This window comes from Agromyces sp. 3263 (genome assembly GCF_031456545.1).
GTDB lineage: Bacteria > Actinomycetota > Actinomycetes > Actinomycetales > Microbacteriaceae > Agromyces.
In genome coordinates, this window is the sequence record NZ_JAVDUV010000002.1 from 111,218 (window position 1) to 124,919 (window position 13,702).

General features: G+C 70.5%; 13 protein-coding genes. 12 read left to right on the plus strand and 1 reads right to left on the minus strand.

Annotation, left to right across the window (positions count from 1 at the left end; all coding sequences use genetic code 11):
- Window positions 1-72 precede the first annotated feature (72 nt).
- The 11 genes from ftsZ (at window position 73) to J2X63_RS13755 (ending at window position 11,853) form a co-directional block, all read left to right on the plus strand.
- Window positions 73-1,284 carry a cell division protein FtsZ gene (ftsZ, locus tag J2X63_RS13705; protein ID WP_309978185.1) on the plus strand — a complete coding sequence of 404 codons (1,212 nt, stop codon included), beginning with the start codon at window positions 73-75 and terminating at the stop codon, window positions 1,282-1,284.
- 31 nt (window positions 1,285-1,315) lie between these two features.
- Complete coding sequence (locus J2X63_RS13710; protein WP_309978187.1) at window positions 1,316-1,987, plus strand: YggS family pyridoxal phosphate-dependent enzyme; 672 nt, start codon at window positions 1,316-1,318, stop codon at window positions 1,985-1,987.
- A gap of 33 nt (window positions 1,988-2,020) precedes the next feature.
- Window positions 2,021-2,494, plus strand: coding sequence for a cell division protein SepF (locus J2X63_RS13715; RefSeq protein WP_159605689.1), 474 nt, complete (start codon window positions 2,021-2,023; stop codon window positions 2,492-2,494).
- A gap of 5 nt (window positions 2,495-2,499) precedes the next feature.
- Window positions 2,500-2,817: a YggT family protein gene (locus J2X63_RS13720; protein ID WP_309978191.1), complete on the plus strand. Its 318-nt coding sequence runs from the start codon at window positions 2,500-2,502 to the stop codon at window positions 2,815-2,817.
- Window positions 2,818-2,929: 112 nt separating this feature from the next.
- On the plus strand, window positions 2,930-3,613 hold the full coding sequence (locus tag J2X63_RS13725; RefSeq protein ID WP_309978193.1) for a DivIVA domain-containing protein: 684 nt from the start codon (window positions 2,930-2,932) through the stop codon (window positions 3,611-3,613).
- Entirely contained in the window at window positions 3,603-4,289 is a 687-nt protein-coding gene (gene lspA / locus J2X63_RS13730; protein ID WP_309978195.1) for a signal peptidase II, read from the plus strand. The genes J2X63_RS13725 and lspA overlap by 11 nt, the downstream gene beginning before the upstream one ends.
- A 2-nt stretch (window positions 4,290-4,291) precedes the next feature.
- On the plus strand, window positions 4,292-5,212 hold the full coding sequence (locus tag J2X63_RS13735) for an RluA family pseudouridine synthase (protein WP_309978197.1): 921 nt from the start codon (window positions 4,292-4,294) through the stop codon (window positions 5,210-5,212).
- A gap of 137 nt (window positions 5,213-5,349) precedes the next feature.
- Window positions 5,350-8,820: a DNA polymerase III subunit alpha gene (dnaE, locus tag J2X63_RS13740; RefSeq protein ID WP_396133177.1), complete on the plus strand. Its 3,471-nt coding sequence runs from the start codon at window positions 5,350-5,352 to the stop codon at window positions 8,818-8,820.
- 47 nt (window positions 8,821-8,867) lie between these two features.
- Entirely contained in the window at window positions 8,868-10,175 is a 1,308-nt protein-coding gene (gene hisD / locus J2X63_RS13745; RefSeq protein ID WP_309978200.1) for a histidinol dehydrogenase, read from the plus strand.
- A 43-nt stretch (window positions 10,176-10,218) separates the two neighbouring features.
- Window positions 10,219-10,692 (plus strand): transcriptional regulator NrdR, encoded by a 474-nt coding sequence (gene nrdR, locus J2X63_RS13750; RefSeq protein WP_159602337.1) that lies wholly within the window; start codon window positions 10,219-10,221, stop codon window positions 10,690-10,692.
- Between the two features lie 93 nt (window positions 10,693-10,785).
- A complete protein-coding gene (locus J2X63_RS13755) occupies window positions 10,786-11,853 on the plus strand; it encodes a quinone-dependent dihydroorotate dehydrogenase (protein ID WP_309978203.1) in 1,068 nt (355 codons plus the stop codon).
- A gap of 4 nt (window positions 11,854-11,857) precedes the next feature.
- On the opposite strand, the gene J2X63_RS13760 is transcribed toward J2X63_RS13755, so the two are convergent.
- Window positions 11,858-12,916 (minus strand): phosphatase domain-containing protein, encoded by a 1,059-nt coding sequence (locus J2X63_RS13760; protein ID WP_309978205.1) that lies wholly within the window; start codon window positions 12,914-12,916, stop codon window positions 11,858-11,860.
- 109 nt (window positions 12,917-13,025) lie between these two features.
- Between J2X63_RS13760 and J2X63_RS13765 the strand changes: the two genes are divergently transcribed.
- Complete coding sequence (locus J2X63_RS13765; RefSeq protein WP_309978206.1) at window positions 13,026-13,688, plus strand: TetR/AcrR family transcriptional regulator; 663 nt, start codon at window positions 13,026-13,028, stop codon at window positions 13,686-13,688.
- Window positions 13,689-13,702 lie beyond the last annotated feature (14 nt).

The following is a 13,702-nucleotide window of genomic DNA, read 5'->3' on the forward strand; positions in this document are numbered from 1 at the left end:
AATTGCATACTCAGCAAGACTTTAACCTTCGACTTGAGGTTCAGGGTTCAGAGTTCGCACGGAGGGCCGGACATGTCGTCTAACCAGAACTACCTCGCCGTCATCAAGGTCGTCGGCATCGGCGGCGGTGGCGTCAACGCCGTCAACCGCATGATCGAGCTCGGCCTGCGCGGCGTCGAGTTCATCGCGATCAACACCGATGCCCAGGCACTGCTGATGAGCGATGCCGACGTCAAGCTCGACGTCGGCCGAGATCTGACCCGTGGCCTCGGCGCGGGTGCCGACCCCGAGGTCGGTCGCCGCGCCGCGGAGGATCACGCCGAGGAGATCGAGGAGGCGCTGGCCGGCGCCGACATGGTCTTCGTGACCGCGGGCGAGGGCGGCGGCACCGGCACGGGCGGCGCGCCCGTCGTCGCGCGCATCGCGAAGTCGATCGGCGCCCTCACCATCGGTGTCGTCACGAAGCCGTTCGGATTCGAGGGCAAGCGCCGCCAGACGCAGGCGGAGCAGGGCGTCGCACGCCTGAAGGAGGAGGTCGACACCCTCATCGTCGTGCCGAACGACCGGTTGCTCGAGATCAGCGACCGCGGCATCTCGATGCTCGAGGCGTTCGCGACGGCCGACCAGGTGCTCCTCGCCGGTGTCCAGGGCATCACCGACCTGATCACCACGCCGGGCCTCATCAACCTGGACTTCGCCGACGTGAAGTCGGTCATGCAGGGCGCCGGATCGGCGCTCATGGGCATCGGCTCGTCGCGCGGCGCCGATCGCGCGATCAAGGCGGCCGAGCTGGCCGTCGCGAGCCCGCTGCTCGAGGCGTCGATCGACGGCGCCCACGGCGTGCTCCTCTCCATCCAGGGCGGCTCGAACCTCGGCATCTTCGAGATCAACGACGCGGCCCGCCTCGTGCAGGAGGCCGTGCACCCCGAGGCCAACATCATCTTCGGCGCCGTCATCGACGACACCCTCGGCGACGAGGTGCGCGTCACCGTCATCGCCGCGGGCTTCGACGGCGGTGAGCCGAACGCCAAGCAGCCCGTCGAGGCGCGGCGCACGAACTTCGTGCCCGCGGCCGTGGGCGTCGGCGCGGCGGTCGGCGGGTCGTCGCTCGGCGGTCCGGGCGCCGAGGCCGTGTCCGAGGCGATCGGCGAGATCGACATCGACGAGCTCGTCGAGACGGCGAACTGGGGCGAGGCGTCGCCGGCCGCTGCCGACCAGATCGTCTCCGACCCCGCGTTCGACGATGACGGCGACGACCTCGACATCCCCGACTTCCTGAAGTGAGCCGGGCCGTGTCGGCCGAACGGGGGAGCAGATGAGCGAGCTCGCCGACCGACTCGCGTCCGTCCGAGGCAGCATCGCGGATGCCGCGCGCGACGCCGGACGGCATCCGAACGAGATCACGACCATCGTGGTGACGAAGTTCCAGCCGGCGTCGCTCGTGGCGGAGCTCGCCGCGCTCGGCGTCGAGGACTTCGGCGAGAACCGGCACCAGGAGGCGCAGGCGAAGGCCGCAGAGCTCGCCTCCCTCGGAGTCCGGTGGCACTTCGTCGGGCAGCTGCAGAGCAAGAAGGCCAGGCAGGTCCGCGGGTATGCCACGGCGATCCATTCCGTCGACCGCGCGTCGCTCGTCGACGCCCTTCGATCGGATGCCGCGACCATCGACGCGTTCGTGCAGGTCAACCTCACCGACGACCCCGGTCGCGGCGGCGTGCAGCCCGACGAGGTCGACCGGCTGGCGGAGCAGGTGCTCGCGACTCCAGGCCTGCGCCTGCGGGGACTGATGGCCGTGGCGCCGCTCGGCGAGCCGCCCCGTCCGGCGTTCGCACGGATGCACCTGCTCTCCGAGCGGGTGCAAAACCTGGCACCCGACGCACAGGCGTTGTCCATGGGGATGTCGCACGATTTCCGTGAGGCGATCTTGGAGGGCGCGACACACCTGCGGATCGGCACCGCAATCACCGGGAATCGGCCGGACGCCGGTTAGCCTCGAACAGACGGAACACAGACGGAGGCAGCGATGTCCAACCCGCTCAAGAAGACCATGGTCTACCTCGGACTCGCCGATGAGGAGTTCGAGCAGGAGGCCCCGCAGGCTCCGGCGCCCGCTGCACCCATCGTGCACGCGGCTCCTGCCGCCCCGAAGACCGGAGCGGCCGTCACGCCGCTCCGGAAGCACCAGGTCCAACCGACTACACCGCAGGCGGAGATGAACGAGATCCTCACCGTGCACCCGCGTCAGTACCGTGACGCGCAGGTGATCGCCGAATCCTTCCGCGAGGGAGTCCCCGTGATCATCAACCTCTCGCAGATGTCGGATGGCGACGCGCGTCGCCTGATCGATTTCGCGAGCGGCCTGTCCCAGGGGCTCTACGGCAAGATCGAGCGCGTCACGAGCAAGGTGTTCCTGCTCTCGCCGGCGCACGTCGTCGTCTCGGGCGAGGCCGGCGAGGCCGAAGGCGACGTCGACGCGTCGTTCTTCACGCACGCGTAGCCGCCGTGGGCGCACTGGCCGTCGTCTGGAACATCCTCTACACGCTGCTCCTCGTCTACTTCTTCGTGATGTGGGCGAGGTTCGTGCTGGACCTCGTCCGCACGTTCAACCGCTCGTGGAGGCCGCGCGGCGCCTGGCTCGTCGTCGTCGAGACGGTGTACAGCGTCACGGATCCGCCCGTGCGCTTCTTCCGGCGGATCGTGCCGCCGATCCGCATCGGCCAGGTCGCACTCGATCTCGGGTGGAGTCTGGCGATGCTGCTGGTCATCGTCGCCATGACCGTGGTGTCCTGGCTGGCGGCGGGCGCCGCGGCATCCGCCTGATGATCTCCTGCGAGGTGGCGGGCCGTGACGTTCGGCACTGCGGTCGCGTGGAGGTCTTTGCTACCGTTAGCAGAACGTTCGAACAGCTCGACAGATTTGAGGGTGGGAAGCCATGGCGCTAACTCCGGAAGATGTGGTCAACAAGCGCTTCCAGGCGACGAAGTTCCGGGAGGGCTACGACCAGGACGAGGTCGACGACTTCCTCGACGAGGTGGTCGTCGAACTGCGCCGACTGAACCAGGAGAACGAGGAGCTGCGCCAGCGTCTGTCCGCGGCCGAGTCCCGTGCTGCGGAGGCCGGCAAGGCCGCCCCCGCCGCGCCGGCCCCCGCCGCGGTCTACACGGAGCCGGCCGCGCCGCCTCCCACGGTCGCCGTGCCGACGCAGGCACCCGTGCAGACGCAGTCCGAGCTCGACGAGCAGACGTCCACGACGAACCTGCTCCAGCTCGCGCGCCGCCTCCACGAGGAGCATGTCCGCGAGGGCATCGAGAAGCGCGACGCGCTGATCGCCGAGGGTCACGCCACCGCCGCGCGCGTCGTGGCCGAGGCCGAGGCGAAGCAGCGCCAGCAGATGGGCATCCTCGACCAGGAGCGCATCGCGCTCGAGAAGCGCGTCGACGAGCTCCGCATCTTCGAGCGCGACTACCGTCTCAAGCTGAAGAGCTACATCGAGGGCCAGCTGCGCGAGCTCGACACCGCAGCGCCGGTGCAGGTCTCGGGCAACCAGGGCTTCTCCGCCCCGGTGAGCGCGGGCGACCAGACGCCGGCACCGACCTTCCAGGGCTTTGGCGGCTGAGCGGGCCGCGAAGGTCGGCACCACCACTGCACTCCTCATCCTGGTCGGCGGCGCCCTCGCGGTGTACGGCCTCGACCAGCTGAGCAAGTACCTCGTCGTCACGAACCTCACCGAGGGTGAGGTCGTGCCGGTGCTCGGCACCGTGCTGCAGTGGCAGTTCGTGCGGAACCCCGGTGCGGCCTTCTCGCTCGCCAGCGGCATGACCTGGATCTTCACGATCCTCGCCGCGGGCGTGATCACGTTCATCATCTGGTTCGCGCGGCGCATCCGCTCGGTCGCATGGGCGCTCGTGTTCGCGCTGCTGCTCGGCGGGGTGCTCGGCAACCTCACGGACCGGCTCCTCCGCGAGCCGAGCTTCGGCCTCGGACATGTCGTCGACTTCATCTCGACGCCGTGGCTGATCCCCGCGATCTACAACGTCGCCGACATGGCGATCGTCTCGAGCATGGTGCTGTTCATGATCCTGACGATCCGCGGCGTCGGCCTCGACGGCTCTCGCGAGTCGAGGCGAGCGGATGCCACGGCCGAGGCCGGCGGCGATCCCGTTGCGGACGCGGAACCCGCCGCGCCCGCCGCTCCAGGCGCCGCCACGGCCGATGGGGCGAACGGCGCCCCGGCGACCGGCGAGGGCACCACGACGCCTCGCGTGGGTGCGCCGCTCGCGGCCGAGTCCTGAGCATGGAGCACCGCTCGTTCCCCGTGCCCGACGGGCTCGACGGCGTGCGCGTCGACCAGGGCCTCGCGAAGCTCCTCGGCTTCTCCCGTACGCAGGCGGCGGAGATCGCCGGGTCGGGCGGGGCGGTGCTCGACGGGGCATCCGTCGACAAGTCCGACCGGCTGCGCGCGGGGGGCTGGCTCGAGGTGAGCTGGGAGCCGCCGCGCACGGTGCAGGTCGAGGCGATCCCCGTGCCCGACCTCGGCATCGTGCACGACGACGACGACCTCGTGGTGGTCGACAAGCCCGCGGGGGTCGCCGCGCATCCGTCGCTCGGCTGGAACGGTCCCACGGTCGTGGGCGCCCTCGCCGCCGCGGGGTTCCGCATCTCCACCTCGGGCGCGCCCGAGCGCCAGGGTGTCGTGCACCGGCTCGACGCGGGCACGAGCGGCCTCATGGTCGTCGCGAAGTCCGAGCGGGCGTACACCGAGCTGAAGCGCCAGTTCCACGACCGGGAGGTCGAGAAGATCTACCACACCGTGGTGCAGGGTCATCCCGACCCGCTCGCGGGCACGATCGACGCACCAGTCGGGCGGCATCCGCGGTCGGAGTGGAAGTTCGCCGTGACCGCCGACGGCAAGCACGCGGTGACCCACTACGAGACGATCGAGGCCTTCCCGTACGCGTCGCTGCTCGAGGTGCACCTCGAGACGGGGCGCACGCACCAGATCCGCGTGCACATGGCGGCGCAGCGGCATCCGTGCGCCGGAGATGCGATGTACGGAGCCGATCCGACGCTGTCGGCGCGACTCGGCCTCACCCGCCAGTGGCTCCATGCCAGGCAGCTGTCGCTGACGCATCCCGGCACGGGCTCCTGGACGACGTTCGAGTCGGAGTACCCCGCCGATCTCTCCCACGCGCTCGAACTGCTCCGCGGGGACTGAGCGGGCGCGTCCGGTCCCCGGCGTGGGTGGCCGGCCGTAGAATTCGAACACCCCCAGAACCGACTCGCAGCACCCCGAAGAGGAGCCCAGTGGCCGCCGATTCCTTCGTCCACCTCCACGTGCACAGCGAGTACTCGATGCTCGACGGCGCCGCCCGGGTGGGGGAGCTCATCAAGGCGGCGCAGGGCGAGGGCATGCCCGCCGTGGCGGTCACCGACCACGGCAACGTGTTCGGCGCCTACGACTTCTGGAAGCAGGCCACCGACGCCGGCATCAAGCCGATCATCGGCACCGAGGCCTACATCACGCCGGGCACGCACCGCGGCGACAAGACCCGGGTGCGATGGGGGAACGGCGGCGGCGACGACGTCTCGGGCTCGGGCGCCTACACGCACATGACCCTGCTGTCCGAGACGACCGAGGGCATGCACAACCTCTTCCGGCTCTCGAGCCGCGCCTCGATCGAGGGCTACTACTTCAAGCCGCGCATGGACCGCGAGCTGCTCGAGACGTACTCGACGGGCCTCATCGCCACGACCGGATGCCCCTCCGGGGAGGTGCAGACCCGCCTGCGGCTCGGGCAGTACGACGAGGCCGTGCGCGCGGCATCCGAGTACCGCGACATCTTCGGGAAGGAGAACTACTTCGCCGAGATCATGGACCACGGGCTCGGCATCGAGACCCGCATCATGGAGGACCTGCTGCGGCTCGCGAAGCAGCTCGACCTGCCGCTGGTCGCGACGAACGACCTGCACTACACGCACGCGCATGACGCGAAGAGCCACGCGGCACTGCTCTGCGTGCAGTCGGGTTCGACGCTCGACGACCCGAACCGGTTCAAGTTCGACGCCGACGAGTTCTACCTGAAGACGGCCGCCGAGATGCGGCACCTCTTCCGCGACCACCCCGAGGCGTGCGACAACACCCTGCTCATCGCCGAGCGCGCAGACGTGCAGTTCAACACCAACGCGAACTACATGCCCCGCTTCCCCGTGCCCGAGGGCGAGAGCGAGGAGAGCTGGTTCGTGAAGGAGGTGGACCGCGGGCTCGCCGTGCGCTACCCCGACGGCATCCCCAGCGAGGTGCGCAAGCAGGCCGACTACGAGGTCGGCGTCATCCTGCAGATGGGCTTCCCCGGGTACTTCCTCGTCGTCGCCGACTTCATCAACTGGTCGAAGAACAACGGCATCCGCGTCGGACCGGGTCGTGGCTCCGGCGCGGGGTCGATGGCCGCCTACGCGATGCGCATCACCGACCTCGACCCGCTGCAGCACGGGCTCATCTTCGAGCGGTTCCTGAACCCCGACCGCGTCTCGATGCCCGACTTCGACGTGGACTTCGACGAGCGTCGTCGCGGCGAGGTCATCAAGTACGTCACCGAGAAGTACGGCGACGAGCGCGTCGCGCAGATCGTCACCTACGGCACCATCAAGGCCAAGCAGGCGCTGAAGGACTCGAGCCGCGTGCTCGGGTTCCCGTTCGGCATGGGCGAGAAGCTCACCAAGGCCATGCCGCCGGCGATCATGGGCAAGGACATCCCGCTGTCGGGCATCCTCGACTCGGCTCATCCGCGCTACAAGGAGGCCGGTGACATCCGGGCCATCATCGAGACCGACGCCGAGGCGAAGACGGTCTTCGAGACGGCCCTCGGCCTCGAGAACCTGAAGCGCCAGTGGGGCGTGCACGCGGCCGGCGTGATCATGTCGAGCGACCCGCTCATCGACATCATCCCGATCATGAAGCGGGAGCAGGACGGCCAGATCGTCACGCAGTTCGACTACCCCGCATGCGAGTCGCTCGGCCTCATCAAGATGGACTTCCTGGGGCTGCGCAACCTCACCATCATCGACGACGCGCTCGACAACATCGAGGCCAACCGCGGCTTCCGTCCCGTGCTCGAAGACCTCGCGCTCGACGACCCCGAGGCCTATGCGCTCCTCTCCCGCGGTGACACGCTCGGCGTCTTCCAGCTCGACGGCGGACCGATGCGCTCGCTGCTCCGGCAGATGAAGCCCGACAACTTCGAGGACATCTCGGCCGTCATCGCCCTCTACCGGCCGGGCCCGATGGGCGCGAACTCGCACATCAACTACGCGCTCCGCAAGAACGGCCTGCAGCCGATCACGCCGATCCATCCCGAGCTCGAGGAGCCGCTGAAGGACATCCTCGACACCAGCTACGGCCTGATCATCTACCAGGAGCAGGTCATGGCGATCGCCCAGCGCGTCGCGGGCTTCTCGCTCGGGCAGGCCGACATCCTCCGGCGCGCGATGGGCAAGAAGAAGAAGTCCGAGCTCGACAAGCAGTACGAGGGCTTCTCGGGGGGCATGAAGGCCAACGGGTTCTCGGATGCCGCGGTCAAGACGCTGTGGGACATCCTCCTGCCCTTCTCCGACTACGCCTTCAACAAGGCGCACTCCGCCGCCTACGGCGTGCTCAGCTATTGGACGGCCTACCTCAAGGCCCACTACCCGGCCGAGTACATGGCCGCACTGCTCACGAGCGTCGGCGACGCCCGCGACAAGCTCGCGCTCTACCTCAACGAGTGCCGCCGCATGGGCATCAAGGTGCTGCCGCCCGACGTGAACGAGTCGATCGGCTACTTCGCGGCGGTCGGCGAGGACATCCGGTTCGGGCTCGGCGCCGTGCGCAACGTCGGGTTCAACGTGGTCGACGCGATCCGCGCCGCTCGCGAGCAGAAGGGCCGGTTCGAGTCGTTCCACGACTTCCTGAAGAAGTCGCCGATCCAGGTCGCGAACAAGCGCACCGTCGAGTCGCTGGTGAAGGCGGGCGCCTTCGACTCGCTCGGCCACACGCGGCGGGCGCTCGTCGAGATCCACGAGGGCGCCGTCGAGTCGGCCGTCAAGGAGAAGCGGGCCGAGGAGGTCGGCGACGTCGGCTTCGATTTCGACAGCCTCTTCGAGGACCACGAGCGCGAGTCGGTCCCGTCGCTCGTACCCGACCGGCCCGAGTGGGCCAAGCGCGACAAGCTGGCGTTCGAGCGCGAGATGCTCGGGCTCTACGTCTCCGACCACCCCCTCGCCGGGCTCGAGGTGCCGCTCGCGAAGCACGCCTCGACGACGATCACCGAGCTCCTGTCGTCGGATGCCACGCAGGACGGCGACACCGTGACCATCGCGGGTCTCGTCACGAGCGTGCAGCACCGCGTCGCACGCCAGAGCGGCAACCAGTACGGCATGATCCAGGTCGAGGACTTCTCGGGCGAGATCACCGTCATGTTCATGGGCAAGGCGTACCAGGAGTTCGCGCCGGGACTGAAGGCCGACTCGATCGCGGTCGTGCGCGGCCGGGTGAGCCTTCGCGACGACGGCATGAACCTGCACGCCTACAGCGTCTTCTCGCCCGAGCTCGGGCAGGGCGACGAGTCGGGTCCGGTCGTCATCTCGCTGCCCGACATCCGCGCGACCACCGACACGATCTCGGCCCTCGGCGACGTGCTGATCCGGCATGCCGGTGACACCGAGGTGCGGCTGAAGCTCGTGAAGGGCCGCACCGCGCGGGTGTTCGAGCTCCCGTACCCCGTCAAGGTGACGGCGGACTTCTACGGCGAGATCAAGAGCCTCCTCGGTCCGAACTGCCTCGTGTGACCGTGGCCGACGTCGCCCCTCGCCACGCTCGGTAGGCTGGTCGCCTCATGCTGCGAACCATCGACTTGCGCGGAACCCGTCCATCGGCGAGCGAACTGCTCGCCCTCGTGCCACGCGCCGCGACCGACGTCACGGCGGCGCTCGACCCGGCGCGCGCCCTCATCGACGCCGTGCGCGAGCGCGGCGAGTCGGCGCTCCTCGACCAGGCCGAGCGGTTCGACCGAGTCCGCCCGGCGGCGGTGCGGGTGCCGGCGGCAGAGCTCGGGGCCGCCCTCGACGCGCTCGCGGGCGACGTGCGCTCGGCCCTCGAGTCGACGATCGCCCGCGTCCGGGCTGCGAGCGCCGCACAGGTGCCGGCGCCCGAGCGCACGCAACTGGCCGACGGCGCGATCGTCGAGCAGCGGTGGCAGCCGGTGGCCCGCGTCGGCCTGTACGTGCCGGGCGGCAAGGCGGTCTACCCGTCGAGCGTCGTGATGAACGTCGTCCCCGCGCAGGTCGCCGGAGTGCGGTCGATCGCGCTCGCCTCACCCCCGCAGGCCGAGTTCGGCGGCCGCATCCACCCGACGATCGCGGCGGCGGCGGCGCTCCTCGGCGTCACCGAGGTGTACGCGATGGGCGGCGCGGGCGCCATCGGTGCCTTCGCGTACGGCGTCCCCGAGATCGGGCTCGATCCCGTGCAGCGCGTCACCGGCCCGGGCAACGTGTACGTCGCCGCGGCGAAGCGACTCGTGCAGGGCGTCACCGGCATCGACGCGGAGGCCGGCCCGACCGACATCCTCGTCATCGCCGACGACGCGGCCGATCCCGACCTCGTCGCCGCCGACCTCGTGAGCCAAGCCGAGCACGACGAGCTCGCGGCATCCGTGCTCGTCACCGACTCGGCCGAGTTCGCCGACCTCGTTCGCGACCGACTCGAGGCGCGCGTGGCCGCCACGAAGCACGCGGCGCGCGTGCGCACGGCCGTCGAGGGCGTGCAGTCGGCCGTGGTGCTCGTCGACGACCTCGAGCGCGCAGCCGACTTCTCGAACGCGTTCGGACCCGAGCACCTCGAGATCCAGGTGCGCGACACCGACGCCGTGCTCGCCCGCATCGAGAACGCCGGCGCGATCTTCGTCGGCCCGTACTCGCCGGTGAGCCTCGGCGACTACGCCGCGGGCTCCAACCACGTGCTGCCCACGGGCGGGCAGGCCAGGTCGACCGCCGGCCTCTCGGCCGCGACGTTCCTGCGCCCGCAGCAGGTCGTCCGCTACGACGAGCGTGCGTTGCGCGAGGTCGCCCCGGTCATCGCCGCGCTGTCGGCCGAGGAGGACCTGCCCGCGCACGGCGAGGCGGTCACGGCGCGCTTCGAGCGCTGAGCGCGGGGGATGGGCGCCGCTCCGCCGCTAGGCTGGGAGCACCATGTACTGTCCGTTCTGCCGTCACCCCGATTCCCGCGTCATCGACTCGCGCACGAGTGATGACGGACTCTCGATCAGGCGGCGCAGGCAGTGCCCCGAGTGCGGACGCCGGTTCTCCACGACCGAGACCGCGAGCCTCGCGGTGATCAAGCGCAGCGGCGTCATCGAGCCGTTCAGCCGCGAGAAGGTCGTGCTGGGCGTGAAGAAGGCCTGCCAGGGCAGGCCGGTCACCGACTCCGACCTCGCCGTGCTCGCGCAGAAGGTCGAGGAGACCATCCGCTCGACGGGCGCATCGCAGATCGAGGCGAACGACATCGGGCTCGCCATCCTGCCGCCGCTGCGCGAGCTCGACGAGGTGGCCTACCTCCGCTTCGCCAGCGTGTACCAGGCGTTCGAGTCGCTCGACGACTTCGAGTCGGCGATCGGCCAGCTCCGCGCCGAGCACGGCCGGTTGCCGGCGCGACCCGTCGAGTGAGGATGCCGCCCCGCGACGTCGACGCGTGACAGCGAGGGAGTCGTGTCGCCCCGTCGGACTCATGCGCGCACCTCCGATAGCCTGAGTCCCGGCATGTATCGACTCCTCTTCTCCCTCGTCCTCTCCCGCATGGATCCCGAAGACGCGCACCACCTCGCGTTCCGGGTCATCCGGATGCTGCCGGCGCTCGGGTTTGGACGGCTCGTCGAGCTCGCCACGCGGCCCGATCCGTCGCTCGCGGTGCGCGCGCTCGGCCGCACGTTCGCGTCGCCGTTCGGCGTCGCCGCCGGCTTCGACAAGGACGGGTTCGCCGTGCGCGGCCTCGGCAACCTCGGCTTCGGGCACGTCGAGGTCGGCACGATCACGGCCGTCGCCCAGCCCGGCAACGAGCGGCCCCGGCTGTTCCGCCTGGTGCGCGACCGCGCCCTCGTGAACCGCATGGGCTTCAACAACGGCGGGGCGGATGCCGCGGTCGGCCGCCTGTCGCGGCTCTCTCGCCGATCGCACCGTCCCGTGCTCGGGGTGAACATCGGCAAGAGCCGGGTCACCGCCGTCGAGGACGCGGTGGGCGACTACGAACGGAGCGCCCGCGTGCTGGCGCCGTTCGCCGACTACCTCGTCGTCAACGTCAGCTCGCCGAACACGCCGGGCCTGCGGGGCCTGCAGGAGCTCGACGCGCTCGCGCCGCTGCTCGAGGCCGTACGGGCGATCGCGGGCACCACCCCGCTCCTCGTCAAGATCGCCCCCGACCTTGCCGACGACGAGGTGGTGCGCATCTGCGAGCTGGCGACGCGCCTGGGCCTCGACGGGATCATCGCCACGAACACGACGATCTCCCGCGACGGGCTCACTGCCTCCGCGGCCGAGCTCGAGCGGATCGGCGCCGGGGGGCTTTCGGGTGCGCCGCTCGCCGCGCGCTCCATGGAGGTGCTGCGCCTCGTTCGCGCGAACGTGCCCGCGGACCTCTGCGTGATCTCGGTGGGCGGGGTGGAGACCGCCGAGGACGTGCAGTCCCGTATCGACGCGGGCGCCACGCTCGTGCAGGGCTACTCGGCCTTCATCTACCGCGGGCCGCTCTGGGCACGCCAGGTCAACCGCGGGCTCGCGCGCATCCGCCGGTCTTCCGGTCGAGCGGATGCCGCGGCGCCCGGCGGCGACTGATCGCTCAGAGCAGTCCGTGCTCGCCGAGGCGGTCGGCCAGTGTCGAGCCGTCGCTCGCGGACACCCAGGGCACGTCGGCCCCGTGCTGCTCCGCCTTCGAGCGACCACCCGCGAGCACGGCCTCGCCGGTGGAGAGTTCGCGGATGGCCACCGCGGCGACGCGACCGGGATGCTCGGCGGCGAAGTTCGCGTAGTGCTCCTCGTCGTGCTGGCCGTCGTCGCCGATGAGGAGCCAGCGAACGTCGGGGAACTCCTCGGCCAGGCGGCGGAGGTTCTCCTCCTTGTGCGCCCTGCCGCTGCGGAACAGCCGGTCGTGCGTCGGACCCCAGTCGGTGAGCAGGAGCGGCCCGGCGGGGTAGAGGTTGCGCGAGAGGAAGCGCGTCAGGGTCGGTGCCACGTTCCATGCGCCAGTCGAGAGGTAGATCACCGGCGCGCCGGGGTGGGCCCGCACCAGCCGCTCGTACAGCACCGCCATCCCGGGGGTGGGGATGCGCGCGTGCTCGTCGAGCACGAACGTGTTCCAGAAGGCGACGAAGGGGCGCGGGAGCGCGGTCACCATCACGGTGTCGTCGACGTCGGAGATGATGCCGAAGTGCACGTCGGGGCCGACGATCCAGATCGGCGCCTCCACCGGCTCGGACCCCTCGGTCCGCAGGGTCGCCTGGTGCCATCCGGGGGCCAGCGACACCGGGACGCGCGTGTCGACCACGCCGCCTCGGTCGGCGAGCACCTCGATGCGCTCACCGCCGACCTCGATGACGACCGGCACGTCGCCGACGGGCACGCTCGTGAAGCTCCGCCAACCCCGGATGCCCTGCTCCCGGCGCTTGCGCCGTCGCTTCGACGGCTCGTCGGCCGCGATCGGCCGGCTGAGCAGCACGCGGCAGAGGACGCGCACCCATTCGGTGGACCCGTAGCCCGTGTAGGGCACCACGGTCGGCACGTGCCCGCGTCGGCGCGCCCATCGCTCCCGGATGTCGTGCAACCAGTCTTCGAGGCGCGCGGCACGGTGCCGGACCTGGTGCTCTCGAGATCCGGCCGGGGTTGGGGGACTCGCCGGCATCCACTCAGTCTGTCACGCGGGCGCGACCGGCCGGAAACACGGGCCTTGCGGTGGTCGGATGGATGCCGGCCCGGCCGGTAGAGTGGACCCCGCAAATGAGGGAGGTTCCGTGCCGAATGTCGACCTGATCCTGGGGGCCGATCCGAGTCGGAGGGTCGCGGTGCGCACCGAGCCGACGCAACGGCGCAGCACCCAGCGTCTCGACGCGCTGCTCGACGCCGCCGCCGAGATCGTCGACGAGACCGGGTTCGAGCGGCTGACCACCCAGATGGTCGCCGAGCGCGCCGGCGCGTCGATCGGCACCGTCTACCGCTACTTCCCCGACCGCGTCGCCGTGCTCCACGCACTGCGCGAGCGGTCGATCCGGCGCTTCCGTGAGCGAGTGGCCGACGACATGGAGCGCACGGCGCTCACGACGTGGTGGGACGTGGTCGACGTCTCGCTCGACGCGTTCGCCGCCCTCTACCGTGACGAGCCCGGCTTCAGCGTGGTGCACGCCGGGCGACGCGAGACGGCCGACGGCGACATCGAGCCCGAGTTCGCCCACCGCCTTGCGAGCCTCATCGAGGCCGAGTTCGGCGGGGTCGCCGACGCCGAGGAGCTCCGCTTCCGCCTGGGCGTGGCGATCGAGCTCGGCGACGCGCTCATCAGCCGGGCATTCGAGCGCAAGCCCGTCGGCGACGACCGCTACCTCGCCGAGGCGAAGCGCCTCGTGCACGACTACCTCGCCGAGCACCTCGGCGAGGCGCGCGCCGCCAGTTCCGCGGCCTGAACCACGGGCTCGGG